General features: G+C 59.8%; 11 protein-coding genes. 5 read left to right on the top strand and 6 right to left on the bottom strand.

Features of this window, described 5'->3' with window-relative positions; all coding sequences use genetic code 11:
- The first annotated feature begins 100 nt into the window (after positions 1 to 100).
- A complete protein-coding gene (locus EC915_RS18810) occupies positions 101 to 1,084 on the top strand; it encodes a DUF1853 family protein (protein WP_133752032.1) in 984 nt (327 codons plus the stop codon).
- Here the strand turns inward: EC915_RS18810 and EC915_RS18805 are convergent.
- The 6 genes from EC915_RS18805 to EC915_RS18780 form a co-directional block, all read right to left on the bottom strand.
- Positions 1,047 to 1,511, bottom strand: a complete 465-nt coding sequence (locus EC915_RS18805; RefSeq protein WP_133752031.1) for an ArsB/NhaD family transporter — start codon at positions 1,509 to 1,511, stop codon at positions 1,047 to 1,049. The genes EC915_RS18810 and EC915_RS18805 overlap by 38 nt on opposite strands.
- Positions 1,512 to 2,708, bottom strand: a complete 1,197-nt coding sequence (locus EC915_RS18800) for an MFS transporter (RefSeq protein WP_133752030.1) — start codon at positions 2,706 to 2,708, stop codon at positions 1,512 to 1,514. It lies immediately after the preceding gene.
- Between the two features lie 124 nt (positions 2,709 to 2,832).
- The gene (locus EC915_RS18795) at positions 2,833 to 4,173 is read right to left on the bottom strand and encodes an MFS transporter (protein ID WP_133752029.1); all 1,341 of its coding nucleotides are present in this window, start codon (positions 4,171 to 4,173) and stop codon (positions 2,833 to 2,835) included.
- 364 nt (positions 4,174 to 4,537) lie between these two features.
- On the bottom strand, positions 4,538 to 5,440 hold the full coding sequence (locus tag EC915_RS18790; RefSeq protein ID WP_256658785.1) for a 1-aminocyclopropane-1-carboxylate deaminase/D-cysteine desulfhydrase: 903 nt from the start codon (positions 5,438 to 5,440) through the stop codon (positions 4,538 to 4,540).
- Positions 5,441 to 5,644: 204 nt separating this feature from the next.
- Positions 5,645 to 7,684: an NADPH-dependent 2,4-dienoyl-CoA reductase gene (locus tag EC915_RS18785; protein WP_133752027.1), complete on the bottom strand. Its 2,040-nt coding sequence runs from the start codon at positions 7,682 to 7,684 to the stop codon at positions 5,645 to 5,647.
- Positions 7,685 to 8,019: 335 nt separating this feature from the next.
- Positions 8,020 to 10,410: a TonB-dependent siderophore receptor gene (locus EC915_RS18780; protein ID WP_133752026.1), complete on the bottom strand. Its 2,391-nt coding sequence runs from the start codon at positions 10,408 to 10,410 to the stop codon at positions 8,020 to 8,022.
- Between the two features lie 337 nt (positions 10,411 to 10,747).
- On the opposite strand from EC915_RS18780, the gene EC915_RS18775 reads away from it, so the two are divergent.
- The 4 genes from EC915_RS18775 to EC915_RS18765 form a co-directional block, all read left to right on the top strand.
- Complete coding sequence (locus EC915_RS18775; RefSeq protein ID WP_133752025.1) at positions 10,748 to 11,899, top strand: carbon-nitrogen hydrolase family protein; 1,152 nt, start codon at positions 10,748 to 10,750, stop codon at positions 11,897 to 11,899.
- Positions 11,900 to 11,902: 3 nt separating this feature from the next.
- A complete protein-coding gene (locus EC915_RS18770) occupies positions 11,903 to 12,943 on the top strand; it encodes an AraC family transcriptional regulator (RefSeq protein WP_133752024.1) in 1,041 nt (346 codons plus the stop codon).
- 513 nt (positions 12,944 to 13,456) lie between these two features.
- On the top strand, positions 13,457 to 13,591 hold the full coding sequence (locus tag EC915_RS25345) for a hypothetical protein (RefSeq protein WP_256658784.1): 135 nt from the start codon (positions 13,457 to 13,459) through the stop codon (positions 13,589 to 13,591).
- Positions 13,592 to 13,812: 221 nt separating this feature from the next.
- Positions 13,813 to 14,060, top strand: a 248-nt coding sequence (locus EC915_RS18765) for a pyridoxal-phosphate dependent enzyme (RefSeq protein ID WP_133752023.1), incomplete at its 3' end; no start/stop codon positions are given.

The following is a 14,060-nucleotide window of genomic DNA, read 5'->3' as shown; positions in this document are numbered from 1 at the left end:
GTAGATCAGACCTTATGAATTCGCTCACACAGAAAAACTGCGGAGGCGAAACTTCAAGGCCATTGCAAAAGTGCCACTGCGTCACTGCTATTCTCAGCCAATGAATCCATTCCCGACCCTCACCGCCCTGCCCCGTCAACTGCGCACGCCTGCGGTGCGCGATCTGGCGTGGATAATTCTATCGCCGCCCATGCTGGCGGTGACCGCATGGCCGCAACGCCATCCCTTGAGCGGCAGCGATTGGGTGCAGAGTCCCCAGGCGCTGGAGGACTTTTTACAGCGTCTGGACCGTGACAGCAGCACTCTGGATGAATGGCTATCGCGCAGTTCGATTCGCCGCCTGGGGCTGTACTACGAGCGACTCTGGCAGTTTGCGATCCAGCACGCGCCTGGCGTGGAGATGATCGCCGCCAATCTGCCAATCCGGATCGGGGGTCACACATTGGGTGAACTGGACATGCTGCTGCAAGACAACGATGGCGTGCACCATGTGGAGCTGGCGATCAAGTTTTACCTCGGCCTGCAGGCTACAGATGGCAAGGATCCGGCAAACTGGCTGGGCCCTGGCAGCCTCGACAGGCTGGACTTGAAACTGGCTCACCTCACTCAGCATCAATTGCCGATCTCGGCGTGCGAGCAGAGTCGTGAGGCATTGGCGGCGCTGGGAATCGCGTCTCTGAACGCCGAGTTATGGCTGGGCGGCTATCTGTTTTATCCCTGGCAAGGTGCGGCTCCGTCACCGCAAGGTGTTCACGATGATCATCTGCGTGGGCTTTGGGTGCATCGTAAAGACTGGCCTGCCTTCGCCTGTCAACGCCCCGCAGGTCGCTGGCACGTGCTACCGCGCCATGCCTGGCTGGCGCCGGCGCGATATGAGCACATCTGGAGCGACGATGAATTCCAGCTGTGGCGCCGGCAACTCGATCCCAAGACACAAGCACAATTACTGGTGCGCCTGATGCAAAGCCCCGAGGGGTATTGGGAAGAAATTGAACGGGTGTTTCTGGTACCGGACCTGTGGCCGGCAGTCGCGGAAAACAGCGACGTCAGATACTCAATCGCACCACCAGCGCCGCCAGCGTGATCAACAGCACCGGCAACGTGAGCACAACACCCACGCCAACGTAATAGCCCCAGCCGAGGGTGACGCCCTTGCCCGCCAGAACGTGCAGCCACAGCAGGGTGGCCAAACTGCCGATCAGAGTGATTTTCGGCCCCAGGTCGCTGCCGATGACGTGGGCGTCAATCATCGCTTCCTGCCGTTGACCGTGAGCCTGGCTGGCGTCGATAGACAGCAGCCCCCGATCAACGCTGATGACGATCAACGCGATGAACGTGCCCGTGGCGTTCCAGATGATACGCCAGACCTGAGGGGTGTCCCCCAGGTTTACCACCCCGAAAAGCAATGCCAGAACGGCGCCGAACGTTGCGCTCCAACCCACTCCCACACCCTTTGACCGCCAGATGACCAGGGTGATGGTGAACAGGAAAATCAGCGCGGCTGTAAGCATTTAACGATGGGTTCTGGGGAGCAGGATGGCCAGGACGCCCAGCAACGGCAGGAATGAGCACAGCGTGTAGACGTAGACGATGCCGCGAAGGTCCGCCAGGTGGCCCAAAAGCGCTGCGCCAATCCCGCCGAAGCCGAACATCAGGCCGAAAAAGATCCCGGCGATCATCCCGACGTTACCCGGCACCAATTCTTGCGCGTAAACCACAATGGCCGAAAACGCCGAAGCCAGAATGAAACCGATGATCACGCTGAGCACACTGGTCCAGAACAGGTCGGCGTAGGGCAACGCCAGGGTGAACGGCGCCGCACCGAGGATCGAGAACCAGATCACCGCCTTGCGCCCGATCCTGTCGCCGATCGGACCACCGAAGAAGGTGCCCGCCGCCACCGCACCAAGGAAGAGAAACAGATGCAGTTGGGAGCTGGCGACCGAGATATCGAAGCGCTCGATCAGGTAGAAAGTGAAGTAGCTGGTAATGCTGGTCATGTAGAAAAACTTGGAAAACACCAGAAACGCCAGCACCGACAGCGCGACGATGACACGGGTCTTCGACAACCCGTGGGTCGCTGCGTGACCGGCCTTGAGCGTGAACAGACTCAGGTGCGATGTGTACCAACGGCTGATGGCGTACAGCAGGCCGACGGAAAACAGCGCGAACAACCCGAAATACGCGACATGGCCCTGGCCGAACGGAATGATGATCGCCGCCGCGAGCAATGGGCCAAATGCCGACCCCGTGTTGCCTCCGACCTGGAACGTTGATTGCGCTAACCCGAAACGTCCGCCTGAGGCCAGTCGGGCGATGCGCGAGGCTTCAGGGTGGAAGGTCGAAGAGCCGACGCCGATCAGCGCGGATGCCAGCAGAATCATCGGAAAACTGCCCACCATGGACAGCATCAGGATGCCGATCAAGGTGCAGATCGAGCCTACCGGCAGCACCAGCGGATTGGGATGGCGATCAGTGTAATAACCCACCCAGGGCTGCAACAGGGAAGCGGTGATCTGAAACGTCAGGGTGATCAGCCCTACCTCTGTGAAGGTCAGGCCGTAGTTGGCCTTGAGCATCGGGTAGATCGACGGCAACACTGATTGGATAAGGTCATTGATCAAATGCGCCAGAGCCACAGCCCCAATGATGCGCATGACCAAAGGGTTGGATTGAGAGGTCGCGGTCGAAGGGCTGGTGACGGCCATTTGAGTTCATCCATCGAACAGTGGGGTGTGCCGCCCGCAAATTCATTGCATGAGATTTCAGCGGCACAATGGGGTCGCCAATGTGCCAGTTTTTGGGGCAGTGGTGCCATGTTTTGTTGCGAACTCAGGCCATCGTTTGAAGCGCAGAACGACGCCCTGAGGAACCCTGGACCTCATGCAGTGACACCTTCGACGTTTCTGGCAACGCCAGCCCGCCCACCAGCCCCAGCACCGCCACCACGATCAGATACAAGGCAGGCGACAGGTTGCTACCGGTCATGCCGATCAGCCAGGTCGCCATGAGTGGCGCGGTACCGCCGAAAATCGTGTAAGCAATGTTGTAGGTGATCGCCGAGGCGGTGTAACGGGTGCGCGTCGGAAAGGTTTCGGATAACAACGCTGCAGTGACCACGTTGCACAGCACTGCCCCGGTCGCCAGCAGCATCACCCCGACGATGGAACCTGCGAACGAGCCGGAACTGGCCATCAGGAACGACGGATAAACCATCACCGCCAGCAGGACACATGCCGTGACGACCGTCGCTCGACGCCCGACCCTGTCGGAAAATGCTCCCGCCACCGGACACAGTGCCGAGGCGAAACACAGGGCGATCAGCGACACCAGCAAGGCCGTTGCGCGGTTCAGGCCCCCGGCTACTTGCAGGTAAGTCGCAAAGTAAGTGGTGAACATGTAGAACGACAGTGCCGTGAGTGAGATGAACGCGCCCAGTGCGAGGATGGCCCGGCCATGATCGCGCAGGGTGTCCTTGAGGGACGAGTGAGCAACCGTGTGCTCTTCGGCGACGGCCTGGAACGCCGGGGTTTCATCCAGTTTCCAGCGCAGATACAAGCCGATAAGCCCGAGGGGCGCTGCGACCAGAAACGGCAGGCGCCACCCCCAACTGCTCATGGCCTCAGTTGAAAGCGAGGCCTCCAGCGCATAGGCAAAGATCGCTGCCGACGCGAAGGCCGCAAAGGTCGACACCGGCACGAAGCTGCCATACCAGGCGCGTTTGCCACGCGGTGCGTGTTCCATGAGGTACGCGCAGGCACCGGCGTACTCGCCTCCGGCCGAAAAGCCCTGAGCACAGCGGATGATGGTCAGCAGCACAGGCGCGGCCACGCCGATCGCAGCGTAAGTGGGTAACAGCCCGATAACGGTGGTCGCTCCAGCCATTAGCAGGATTGTGAAGGCCAGGGTGCGTTTGCGTCCGATCCTGTCGCCTAGCATCCCGAAGAACAACCCGCCCAGCGGCCTGAAGGCAAAGGCCACCGCGAACACGGCGAAGGTCTTGAGCAACGCCACGCTGGCGTCACCGCTGGGAAAGAATTGCTGAGCGATGGTGGTGGCGAGAAAGCCATAAACCGCGAAGTCGAACCATTCGACGAAGTTGCCGATACTGGCCGCGACGATGACTTTTCTCAAAGTAGCAGGATCGACCTGCTCGATGGCTGGGGTGGTCATGTTGAACCTCGGCGCGCAGGGGAAGACCCAATTATCGGTACAGCGCCTGAGCGACTTCACTCCAGAAGTGTCGTCGACGTGCTCAGGACCGACCTGTCGGGTATTCAGGCGGCAGGATTCATGCCAGAGGCACAGAGGCGCCGCGCCTTCTTCGTATAAAGAAAGTTCGCCGATAGCCCGCCACCACGTTCCCTATGACAGTGAGCTTGCTCACGAAATCGGTGTTCCAGCCCCGGAAGCTTTAGCGGCTGTACTCATCTTTTCGTGAGCACGCGCACTCCAAAGAGAACCGCGTTTGCTGCGCGACAACCCGACACGTCAGCGACGGGACACCGCATAAAGTCCTCATGCGCGCCGGTCGGTTTTAATCCAACATCGCGCCCGATGCCCGCTTACCTTGCAAGCCGCCGGTATGAACAAAGATCATCCGCGAGCCTTTGGGGCAGTGACCAACCTCGACAGCCTGTTGCAGCGCCAGCAGGGCCTTGCCGGTATAGAGAGGTTCCAGCGCAACGCCGCTCTGCGCTTCGCACGCTGAGATGAACGCGAGCAACTGGGCATCGGTTTTGGCGAAACCACCGCGGCTGGCATCGAGCAATTGATACCTGCAGGGGCAATCGGTCCCGACAATATCAGCGACGTTTTCGGCCACCCCATGCCCCGCAGGCACTGCCATCGCCCCATACACCTTGTGCCGCCCTGCCTCGGCCAATACCAGGCCGGCCAAGGTGGTGCCGGTGCCACACGCCAGCCACCAGCCGTCGTAATCGTCCCAGCCGACGTCAGAAAGCTGGGCACGGGCTTGATTGACGATTTCGGCACAGCCCAACGCGCCGTCCAGCCCACCGCCGCCTTCGGGCACTGGATGAAGCCTTGGATAGCGCTCCAGCCAAGGTGCCCAAAACCCGGGCTCATGCCGAGTACGATAGCCGGCGTACCCCAACCACTGCAGCTCCATGCCAAAGGCCTGGAGGTCCAGCACCGTCGGGGTTTGCACAGGATGCCCGCGCAACAGCCCGACCGTGGAAAAGCCAAAACGCTTACCCGCCGCGGCCATCGCATGCAGATGATTGGAGTGCGCCCCGCCCAGGCTGATCAGCCCCTCGGCCCCGGCGTTTCTGGCGGCAGCAAGGTGATGGGTCAGCTTGAACCACTTGTTGCCGCTGATCAGCGGGTCGATCAGGTCCAGCCGCAGGATAGCCACTTCGACGCCTGCTGCGATGAGCCAGCGGAGATTGAGGGGTTGCAGGGGGGCTTGAGGGAGCATGGCGCAGGGCATGAGGCAAGGGACGCAAAGTCTAACCTGCCCGCCTGCAATGCGCTAAACCCTTCGGGAACGAATGCATTCCGAGCGGCCTTGCGACCAAAAGCAGTGCAGGCGGCAGCGCTTTATCGGCTGCACAACCCATCGCGAACGCATTCGCTCCCACAGAGATCACTTCCTGACAACCGCTGACAGGCAGTACTCCCCTTACAGCTCAGCTGCCAATCGCGACCCCTGACTGATCGCCCGCTTGGCATCCAGCTCTGCCGCGACGTCTGCGCCTCCGATCAAGTGCACGCTCTGCCCCGCCGCTTGCAAGCCGTCGTAGAGCTCGCGCAGCGGATCCTGCCCGGCACAGATCACGATGTTGTCCACCGGCAGCAGTTTTTCTTCACCGTCGGCGCCAATCCGTATGTGCAGCCCCGCATCATCGATCTTCAGGTACTCGACACTGTTAAGCATCTGCACCTGTTTGTTCTTCAGGCCTGTGCGATGAATCCAGCCAGTGGTTTTGCCCAACCCGTCGCCGACCTTTGAAGTCTTGCGCTGCAGCAGGAAGACCTGACGCGCCGGCGCGTGAGGATGCGGTTTGATCCCGGCCACACCGCCACGCGCCCGCAGCGCCGCATCGATGCCCCATTCGTCCCAGAACGCATCGCGATCGAGGCTGGTGGCCACGCCCTGGTGCACCAGAAACTCCGAAACGTCAAAACCGATACCGCCTGCGCCGATCACCGCCACTGACTTGCCAACCGGTTTGCGCTCCAGAATCACATCCAGATAACTCAGCACCCTGGCATTCTCGACGCCGGGAATCGCTGGCGTGCGCGGTGCGACGCCGGTGGCCAGAAGCACTTCGTCATAGCCTTTGCCCAGCAAATCCTCCACAACCACACGCGTGTTCAGGCGCAGATCTACGCCCGTGGTCTGCAACTTGCGACCGAAATAGCGCAGCGTTTCAAAAAACTCTTCCTTGCCCGGAATACGCTTGGCGATGTTGAACTGGCCGCCAATTTCGCTGGCCGAATCGAACAGCGTCACCTCATGCCCGCGCTCGGCGGCCACCGTGGCCGCTGCCAGTCCCGCAGGGCCAGCACCAATAACGGCAATTTTCTTCACCTGCGTAACCGGCAGGTAATTGAGTTCGGTTTCGTGGCAGGCGCGCGGGTTGACCAGACAGCTGGTGAGTTTGCCGCCGAAGGTGTGGTCCAGACACGCCTGGTTGCAGGCGATGCAGGTGTTGATCTCATCGCCGCGACCGGCAGCGGCTTTATTGACGAATTCAGGATCGGCGAGGAAAGGACGCGCCATCGACACCATGTCTGCATCGCCTTCGGCCAGCACCTGCTCGGCCACTTCGGGGGTATTGATACGGTTGGTGGTGATCAGAGGAATCGACACCGAGCCGCGCATTTTGGCCGTGACCTTGGCGAACGCCGCACGCGGGACCTTGGTGGCAATGGTCGGAATCCGTGCTTCGTGCCAGCCGATGCCGGTGTTGATCAGGGTCGCGCCCGCCTGCTCGATGGCCTGGGCCAGTTGCACCACTTCTTCCCAGGTGCTGCCACCTTCGATCAGGTCAAGCATCGACAGGCGATAAATGATGATGAAATTCGGGCCCACGGCTTCACGCACGCGGCGCACGATTTCCACTGGCAGGCGCATGCGGTTTGCGTAGCTGCCGCCCCATCGGTCGGTGCGGTGGTTGGTGTGAGCGACCAGAAACTGGTTAATGAAATAACCTTCCGAGCCCATGATCTCGACGCCGTCATATTCGGCGGTCTGGGCCAGGGTCGCGCAGGTGACGAAATCCTGAATCTGTTTCTCGATCCCCTCCTCGTCCAGTTCCTTGGGCTTGAACGGGTTGATGGGGGCCTGAATGGCACTGGGTGCGACCTGTTTCGGGCTGTAAGCATAGCGACCGGCGTGAAGAATCTGCAGGCATATCTTGCCGCCCGCCTCATGCACGGCTTGGGTGACAACCCGGTGCTGCTCAGCTTCTTGCGCAGTGGTCAGTTTGGCAGCGCCGGAGTAAACGCCACCCTCGGCATTGGGTGCAATGCCGCCGGTGACCATCAGACCGACTCCACCACGGGCACGCTCGGCGAAATAGACCGCCATACGCTCAAAGCCCCCGGGCTTTTCTTCAAGACCGGTGTGCATGGACCCCATCAGGGTACGATTGCGCAGCGTGGTGAACCCCAGGTCCAGCGGGGCCAGCAAATGCGGGTATTGGACGGCGGCCATTTTGAAACTCCATCAAGCATCATCACGTAGGCGCGAGCGCTCTTGGGCACTCATCGATTTATTCAGGGAAGGCAAGCCTGATCCCTCTTCATGATGCAGACAGTAAACAGCATCGCAGCCACGCTCAATGACCGGATATGACAAGTTAATGATCGTAACGCGCAGCGTGACGACGCAATATCGTTGAACGACGGATTTGCGCGTCGCTCTGCTTAACGGCAACGGCTTGCCCGCGACGGCGATCCAACCCCTCGCCCTCGCCAGCATGCCTTGCTGCTAAAGGGGATGGTTGCAATGGCGCCGCTGCTAACGGCGCCGAAGCGTTTCCCCCGCCGTCAGAAGTTGTAAGTGACCTTGCCGTAGTAAAACGCGCCACTATAGCCGTAAGGCGAGAACGTACTGTAGGCCAGGTTGCCGCCGCTGGAGGCGTAGGCATCAAGCTTTTCGGGGTATTTGTCGGTCACGTTGTCGCCGCCGAGGGTAAATACCCAGTTCTTGAGTGTGTAATCGACAGCCAGGTCCAGCAGCCACGCGGCACTGAAAGTCTGGTCGTTGACCTTGTCGGCCTGATAACTGGTGTACTCGCCGTAGCGCACCAGATTGGAGTGCAGCGCCCAGTTACCGTATTCGAAATCGTTGGCAAGGCTGAGTTTGTGCTGCGGCGTCGTATCGCCCAACAGGCCGATGCGTTCGCGACGATCCACGCGAACCAGATTCACACCCAACTGATCGAGAATCGCCGGGTTGGCTTTTACATCGGTCACTTTGGTGTGGTTGTAGTTGTAGCCCACCGTGCTGTTCCAATGCACGCCGTTATCGAACGCGTACCGATAGTTGGCCACCAGATCGACACCGTCGGTGCTGGTATCGGTAGCGTTAGTGAAATACCGGGCGCTGGTGTAATTGATATCACCGACGCCATTGGCCTTCAGGTGATTGATGGCCGCAGTGTTCAGCACCAGGTTGGAGGACAACGACACGCGGTCGCGAATGTCGATGCGATAGACATCGGCGGTGACCGTCAGGTGATCCAGCGGCTTGAGCACCAGACCCACGCTGTAGTTACGCGACTTCTCGGCCTGCAGATCATCCGCCCCCAGCAGCTTGGCGACCTTGCTGTTAGCCGGGAAGGTGCCGGACTCCTGAATCGTGCTGCCGATCAATTGCGAAGAGGTAAATGCAAAGTTCTGCTGGGCCAGCGAGGGTGCTCGGAAACCGGTGGATACACTGCCGCGCAAGGCCACTTGCGGTGTGAAATCATAACGCGCCGACAACGAGCCACTGACGTTGGAACCGAAGTCGCTGTAGTCCTCGTGACGCACCGCCGCCGAGACACCCAGCTTTTCGGTCAGGTTGGTTTCCAGGTCCAGGTACTGGGCGAAGTTGTGCCGTGAGGTGCTGCCAGCGTCCGAATCGCGGAACCCCCCCAGTCCGGAGCTACCGGTCTGGTAGTAGGACTCGGCTTGGCCGGCCTCGATCTGGTAACCCTGACGCAGGTACTCGGCCCCGAACGCCACCGAAACCGGGTACGGCAGAATGCCAATGTTGAACTCGCGGGAAAGGTCCAGCGACAGTTGCCGCTGATCGTTGGTCAGGGTGCCGTTATCGAACGACAGCGGCGTATTCAGGCCCAGCGAGGTGTTGAGCGTACGGGTGTGGATCTCGTAGGAGTTCTTGCCGTAGTTGGCCGACACGTCGTAGTGCCAGTCATTGCTCAGCTCACCGCGCAGACCGGCGACCAACGAGGTGTCTTCCAAGGTGCCGCGAATCAGCGGCAAATAGCCGTTGGGGTGAATCGCTGCAATGTTGTTGGAAGCATTGCTTGGCCGGTAGAACGCCGCAGTTTCGCCGCGCCGCTTGCTATAGCCCCCGAAGGTGTAGAACTCTGCCGCGTCGTTGAAGCTGTATTCGGAGTTGAATTGCAGCTTGCCTTCGTCGGTGGCCGGTTCGCCTTGGCGAAACACATGCTGACCGTAGGTGGTCGAGCCGACGCTCGATGCGCGGTAATCGTCCCCCGCCCGGTCGGTGTAATCATTGTTGGCGCCCTCGCCCGAAAGGTTTATGAAACCGTTGGAACCCAGCGCGAAACCTGTATTGCCTGCCACCTGGCGTTGAATGCCATCGCCCTTTTTGTACTCCCCCCACTTGGTCGATATCGACCCGCCGTGGTCGGCGGTCTTGAGGATGATATTGATCACCCCCGCAATTGCATCGGAGCCATAGCGGGCCGAAGCGCCATCACGCAACACCTCAATGTGATCGATCGCCGACAGCGGGATGGCGTTGAGATCCGCAGGCGCGGAGCCACGTCCCACTGCACCACCCAGATTGACAAATGCAGACGTGTGGCGACGCTTGCCATTGACCAGCACCAGTACCTGATCGGGCGAAAGGCCCCGCAGTTGCGCAGGACGGGTCAGCTCGGCGCCGTCCACCAGACTGGGTCGTGGAAAGTTGATCGACGGGATGAGGCGCGCGAGCACGGTTCCCAACTCGTCCGAACCACTGCTGCGCAGGCTGTCGCCGGAGATGACATCAATCGGTGAGAGTGAAGCACTGGCCGTGCGTTCTTGAGCGCGCGTACCGGTGACGATGACAGTGTCCAGTTGCGAGTCGCTGCTTTCGGTCGACTCTTCTGCAATGGCCCGGCCACTCCAAAGAGCGAAACCTGCAACGTTGACCAAAACGATTGCCCTGGATAAAAGATCCCTTTTGTAATTCCCCATACCGCTTCCTTAACGTTGAATCCATGGCACGGCCATGGACTCGGACGAGCGATCCGCGTGGCAGACGGTGGCGATCATCAATCTTATTAAAGGGGGTCCAGCTGTCCGGTCATATACTCTAATAGCGCATAACAAAAAAATTTAAATACCGATATGGAATATACGGAGGTATATGGCCCTGTCCACACACGCCAAAGCAGAAAATGACGTTAACCGGGCACGCATGAAAAACGACTGCCTGCAGCTAAAATACTTCGGTAAGTTACTGTTTTCCCGTAGCCTTGGTGTTATCCACTCCAAGTAATACAGGCTTATCAAGGCAAGCTCCTCATCCCTCATGCGCAAAGTCCTAGGCTCACTCACCGCGGTCGTGCTGGTAATTCTTCTTACTAGCTATGGCCTGTGGACAAGCAAGCGCCATGTCGGCCACTACCTCACCGATCTGCGTATTCAACTGGTCATCAATGACGGTGAGCCGGGTGATCGCGGCAACCTGCTGGGCATTCAGCCGGAGCTGTTTGCGTCGGATTATTCAAGCGTCAAGCGCTTGCATCGCAAACTGGCGGCGTACCTGCAACAGGCTCACGACCGCGGTCTGATCAATGACAAGACCATCGTTGTCCTGCCGGAGCACATCGGCACCTGGTTATTTGCGGTAGATGAGAAGTCGCAGTTCTATCAGGCGGCGACCATTGAAGAGGCGATGAACTGGCTGGCGTTCAGTAACCCGCTGCTGTTCCTCGACGCGATGCTGCATGCCCGGGGTGAAAAACGTCTGGAGGATGCGCACCTGCGCATGAAGGCGCAAAGCATGGCCCGGAACTATCAAAGCCTGTTCGGTGGGCTGGCCAGGGAATTCGCAGTGACACTGGTGGCCGGGTCGATCGTGCTCCCAAGCCCTGAGGTGCGCGACGGGCAATTGCAGGTCGGCAAAGGTGCGCTGTACAACAGCAGCCTGGTGTTCGGCCGCGAGGGGATTCCCCTCGGACAACCGCAGCGTCAGCTGTTCCCTTCCTGGTATCAGCGTGGCTATATCCGCTCTGGCAAAGATACGCCGTTGAATGTCGTCGACACGCCGGCCGGCCGGCTGGCCACGCTGATTGGCAGCGACAGTTGGTACCCGGACAACTACGTGCGACTGAACGCAGCCGGTGCAGAGCTGATCGCCGTACCCGCTTTCGTCGCCGGTAACGGCAGTTGGTCGCAGCCGTGGCGCAGCGACAAACATCAACAGCTGTCCAGCCGTCTGGATCTGGGGTCCAAGCCATTGACCCAGGGAGAAGCCTGGCGGCGTCTGGCGCTGGGGCCAATCAGCACAGCCAGGGCGGGCATCAGCGTGTTCATGCGCGGCCAGCTCTGGGATCAGGGCAGCGCCGGGCATAGCTTCGCCAGCCGTGGCGGACAAAGCGTTGCCGAACAGTCCATCAGCGCGGCCCCCAAAGGCGCCAAACCCGGTCACGGGGCGCGCCTGATCAATCTTTGGTTGTGATCGATGAGCGCGCCTAGGGTACGGCTGGGCGATCTGTCGGTGGGCTTTGTCCACAGCCTGGTCGATGCCGTGCGCAGTCTTGGTCAGGATCCGCAACCCTTGCTCGATCAGTACGGCCTGGATGCCGCACGCCTTGCCGAAGCCGGAGCACGACTGTCGATCCCGCGCTACATGCGCCTGGGCCATGCGGCGATTCAACTTTCAGGAACACCGGGCCTGGGCTTGCGCATGGGTCAGCTGAGCCGCTTGAGTCAAGCGGGGATTGCCGGTATGACCGCAGCACAGGCGCCTAACGTCCGAGAGGCGGCGCGCACGCTGATTCGCTTCGAAGCGCTGTACGGCTCCAATTATCGCGGGCAATCGAGTTTTCACGAAGACAGTGAAGGGGCATGGCTAAGGTTTTACTCCATTAGCCCCTACAACGACTACAACCGATTTGTTGTCGATTCGATTCTCGCCGGGTGGGTGCATCAGCTTTCGACTCTTGCGGGCGCAAGGGTGACGCCCGAGCGGGTCGACATCGAATTCGAAGCCCCGCCGTATGCCGCCGACTATGCAGTGCTGAGCGAGCAAGCGGTGAACTTCGGCGCGGGCGTCAACCAACTGCGTCTGACTCAGCAGAGTCTCGGGCTGCGCAACCCCGATCATGTACCGAGCACCTGGCGTCATCTGCTGCAACTGTGTGAACGGGAACTGGAACAGCTGACGCGCACCCGCAGCCTGCGTGAACGTATTACCCGGTTGCTGGGGCCTTTGCTCAATGGCGGGAGGGAACCGGATCTGGAGGAAGTGGCGGCCCGGCTGAAATTACCAACCTGGACCCTGCGGCGCAGGCTGGCAGAGGAAGGGACGCGCTTTCGCGCAGTCCTCAACGACACTCGCCGGGACCTGGCGATGACCTACATCCGCGACACGGAACTGGCGTTCGGAGAGATCGCCTATTTGCTGGGTTTTGCATCGGCCGAAGCCTTTCAACGTGCCTTCAAACGGTGGAACGGACAGACGCCTGGGGAGTACCGCCGTAGCCATCGTCAGTCAGTCTGATACGCCCAAACCAGGCGCTGTACGAAAAGTGGCTGCGCTCGGGATGCCGCGTTAAAAACAGGCTCGCAATGCTCATTTAAAACACGTAGCGTCGAACGCGACTCCGACCTTTCCTCGCTGTTTTTGCCTTATCTGGCCTTCGTTCGCCGACTTTTCGTACAGGGCCTACAGCTCGGTCGCATCCTCCGCAGGCTCGAGCGGGTCAAGTTCGTATGCCTGATATTCCAGTAGTTCTTCCTGATAATCGTCCATCACTCATTGCCCTCATGGCTTCTTGCGCTGCGGGAAACTGTTCCGTCGATTCAGCGACTGGTTCACTGACCACGACCTTCACCCTAAAGTGCCCTCATGAATGAAACATGAAGGCTTCTTGAACAATCAACGAAGGTGAATTCGGAAAAATGACCGACGCATCCTTGTCAGCGCTCTGGGGCGAGTCCGTAGCGAGCTTTTGAATATTTAGCGCAGGCGTAAGACATGTGCACATCGTCGGCGCAGCCCGCAGGAGTCAGCTTGCTCAAGAAAACTGGGCATCAGGCTCGCAAAAAAGCCGGGAATATCAGCGTCTGTTTGTACAACTTCAGTGCCGAGGATAAGCAGGTGGCTCTTGACGATCACCGTCGCCTCACCATAGTCTTCGATCCATGAACGTAATCAAACATTTCTTCGGCCAGATAATTATTACCGCCATTCCAGTCATGGCGGGTTAGCCGACGTTTGCACCGAACCCGCCCTAGAGGCGGGTTTTTTCTTTCTGTCTCCCGGGCCCCGAACCTCGACCAGGAGTCAGACATGTCCATCATCCGCCCTTCCTTCACTGCCGTTGCTCCCTGCCTGATCGTCATCACCTCTGCGACGGGGACGACACGATGAGTCATACGTCCCACGACACTCCGGTTAGCAGCCAGCAGTTGCTGAAGTTCTACGCCAGAAAAATCCTCACCTCCCGCGTCTACGACATCGCCGTGGAAACCCCGCTGCAGGGCGCGCGTCAGCTGTCCGAACGGCTGGGCAATCAGGTGCTGCTCAAGCGCGAAGACCTGCAGCCGGTGTTCTCCTTCAAGATTCGTGGCGCGTACAACAAGCTGGCGCAACTGAGCGCCCAAGAACTGGCCCG

Origin of the sequence: Pseudomonas sp. LP_7_YM (assembly GCF_004364435.1) — a bacterium.
In the GTDB taxonomy this organism is placed as follows: domain Bacteria; phylum Pseudomonadota; class Gammaproteobacteria; order Pseudomonadales; family Pseudomonadaceae; genus Aquipseudomonas.
Note: the sequence above shows the minus strand (reverse complement) of the source record. Positions and strands in the feature narration are given on the sequence as shown.

Excerpts from the sequence above, each read along its gene's own strand:
- EC915_RS18800 (WP_133752030.1), bottom strand. The coding sequence starts at position 2,708 with ATGGCCGTCACCAGCCCTTCGACCGCGACCTCTCAATCCAACCCTTTG.
- EC915_RS18790 (WP_256658785.1), bottom strand. The coding sequence starts at position 5,440 with ATGCTCCCTCAAGCCCCCCTGCAACCCCTCAATCTCCGCTGGCTCATC.
- EC915_RS18775 (WP_133752025.1), top strand. The coding sequence starts at position 10,748 with ATGCGCAAAGTCCTAGGCTCACTCACCGCGGTCGTGCTGGTAATTCTT.
- EC915_RS18805 (WP_133752031.1), bottom strand. The coding sequence starts at position 1,511 with ATGCTTACAGCCGCGCTGATTTTCCTGTTCACCATCACCCTGGTCATC.
- EC915_RS18780 (WP_133752026.1), bottom strand. The coding sequence starts at position 10,410 with ATGGGGAATTACAAAAGGGATCTTTTATCCAGGGCAATCGTTTTGGTC.
- EC915_RS18795 (WP_133752029.1), bottom strand. The coding sequence starts at position 4,173 with ATGACCACCCCAGCCATCGAGCAGGTCGATCCTGCTACTTTGAGAAAA.
- EC915_RS18810 (WP_133752032.1), top strand. The coding sequence starts at position 101 with ATGAATCCATTCCCGACCCTCACCGCCCTGCCCCGTCAACTGCGCACG.
- EC915_RS18785 (WP_133752027.1), bottom strand. The coding sequence starts at position 7,684 with ATGGCCGCCGTCCAATACCCGCATTTGCTGGCCCCGCTGGACCTGGGG.
- EC915_RS18770 (WP_133752024.1), top strand. The coding sequence starts at position 11,903 with ATGAGCGCGCCTAGGGTACGGCTGGGCGATCTGTCGGTGGGCTTTGTC.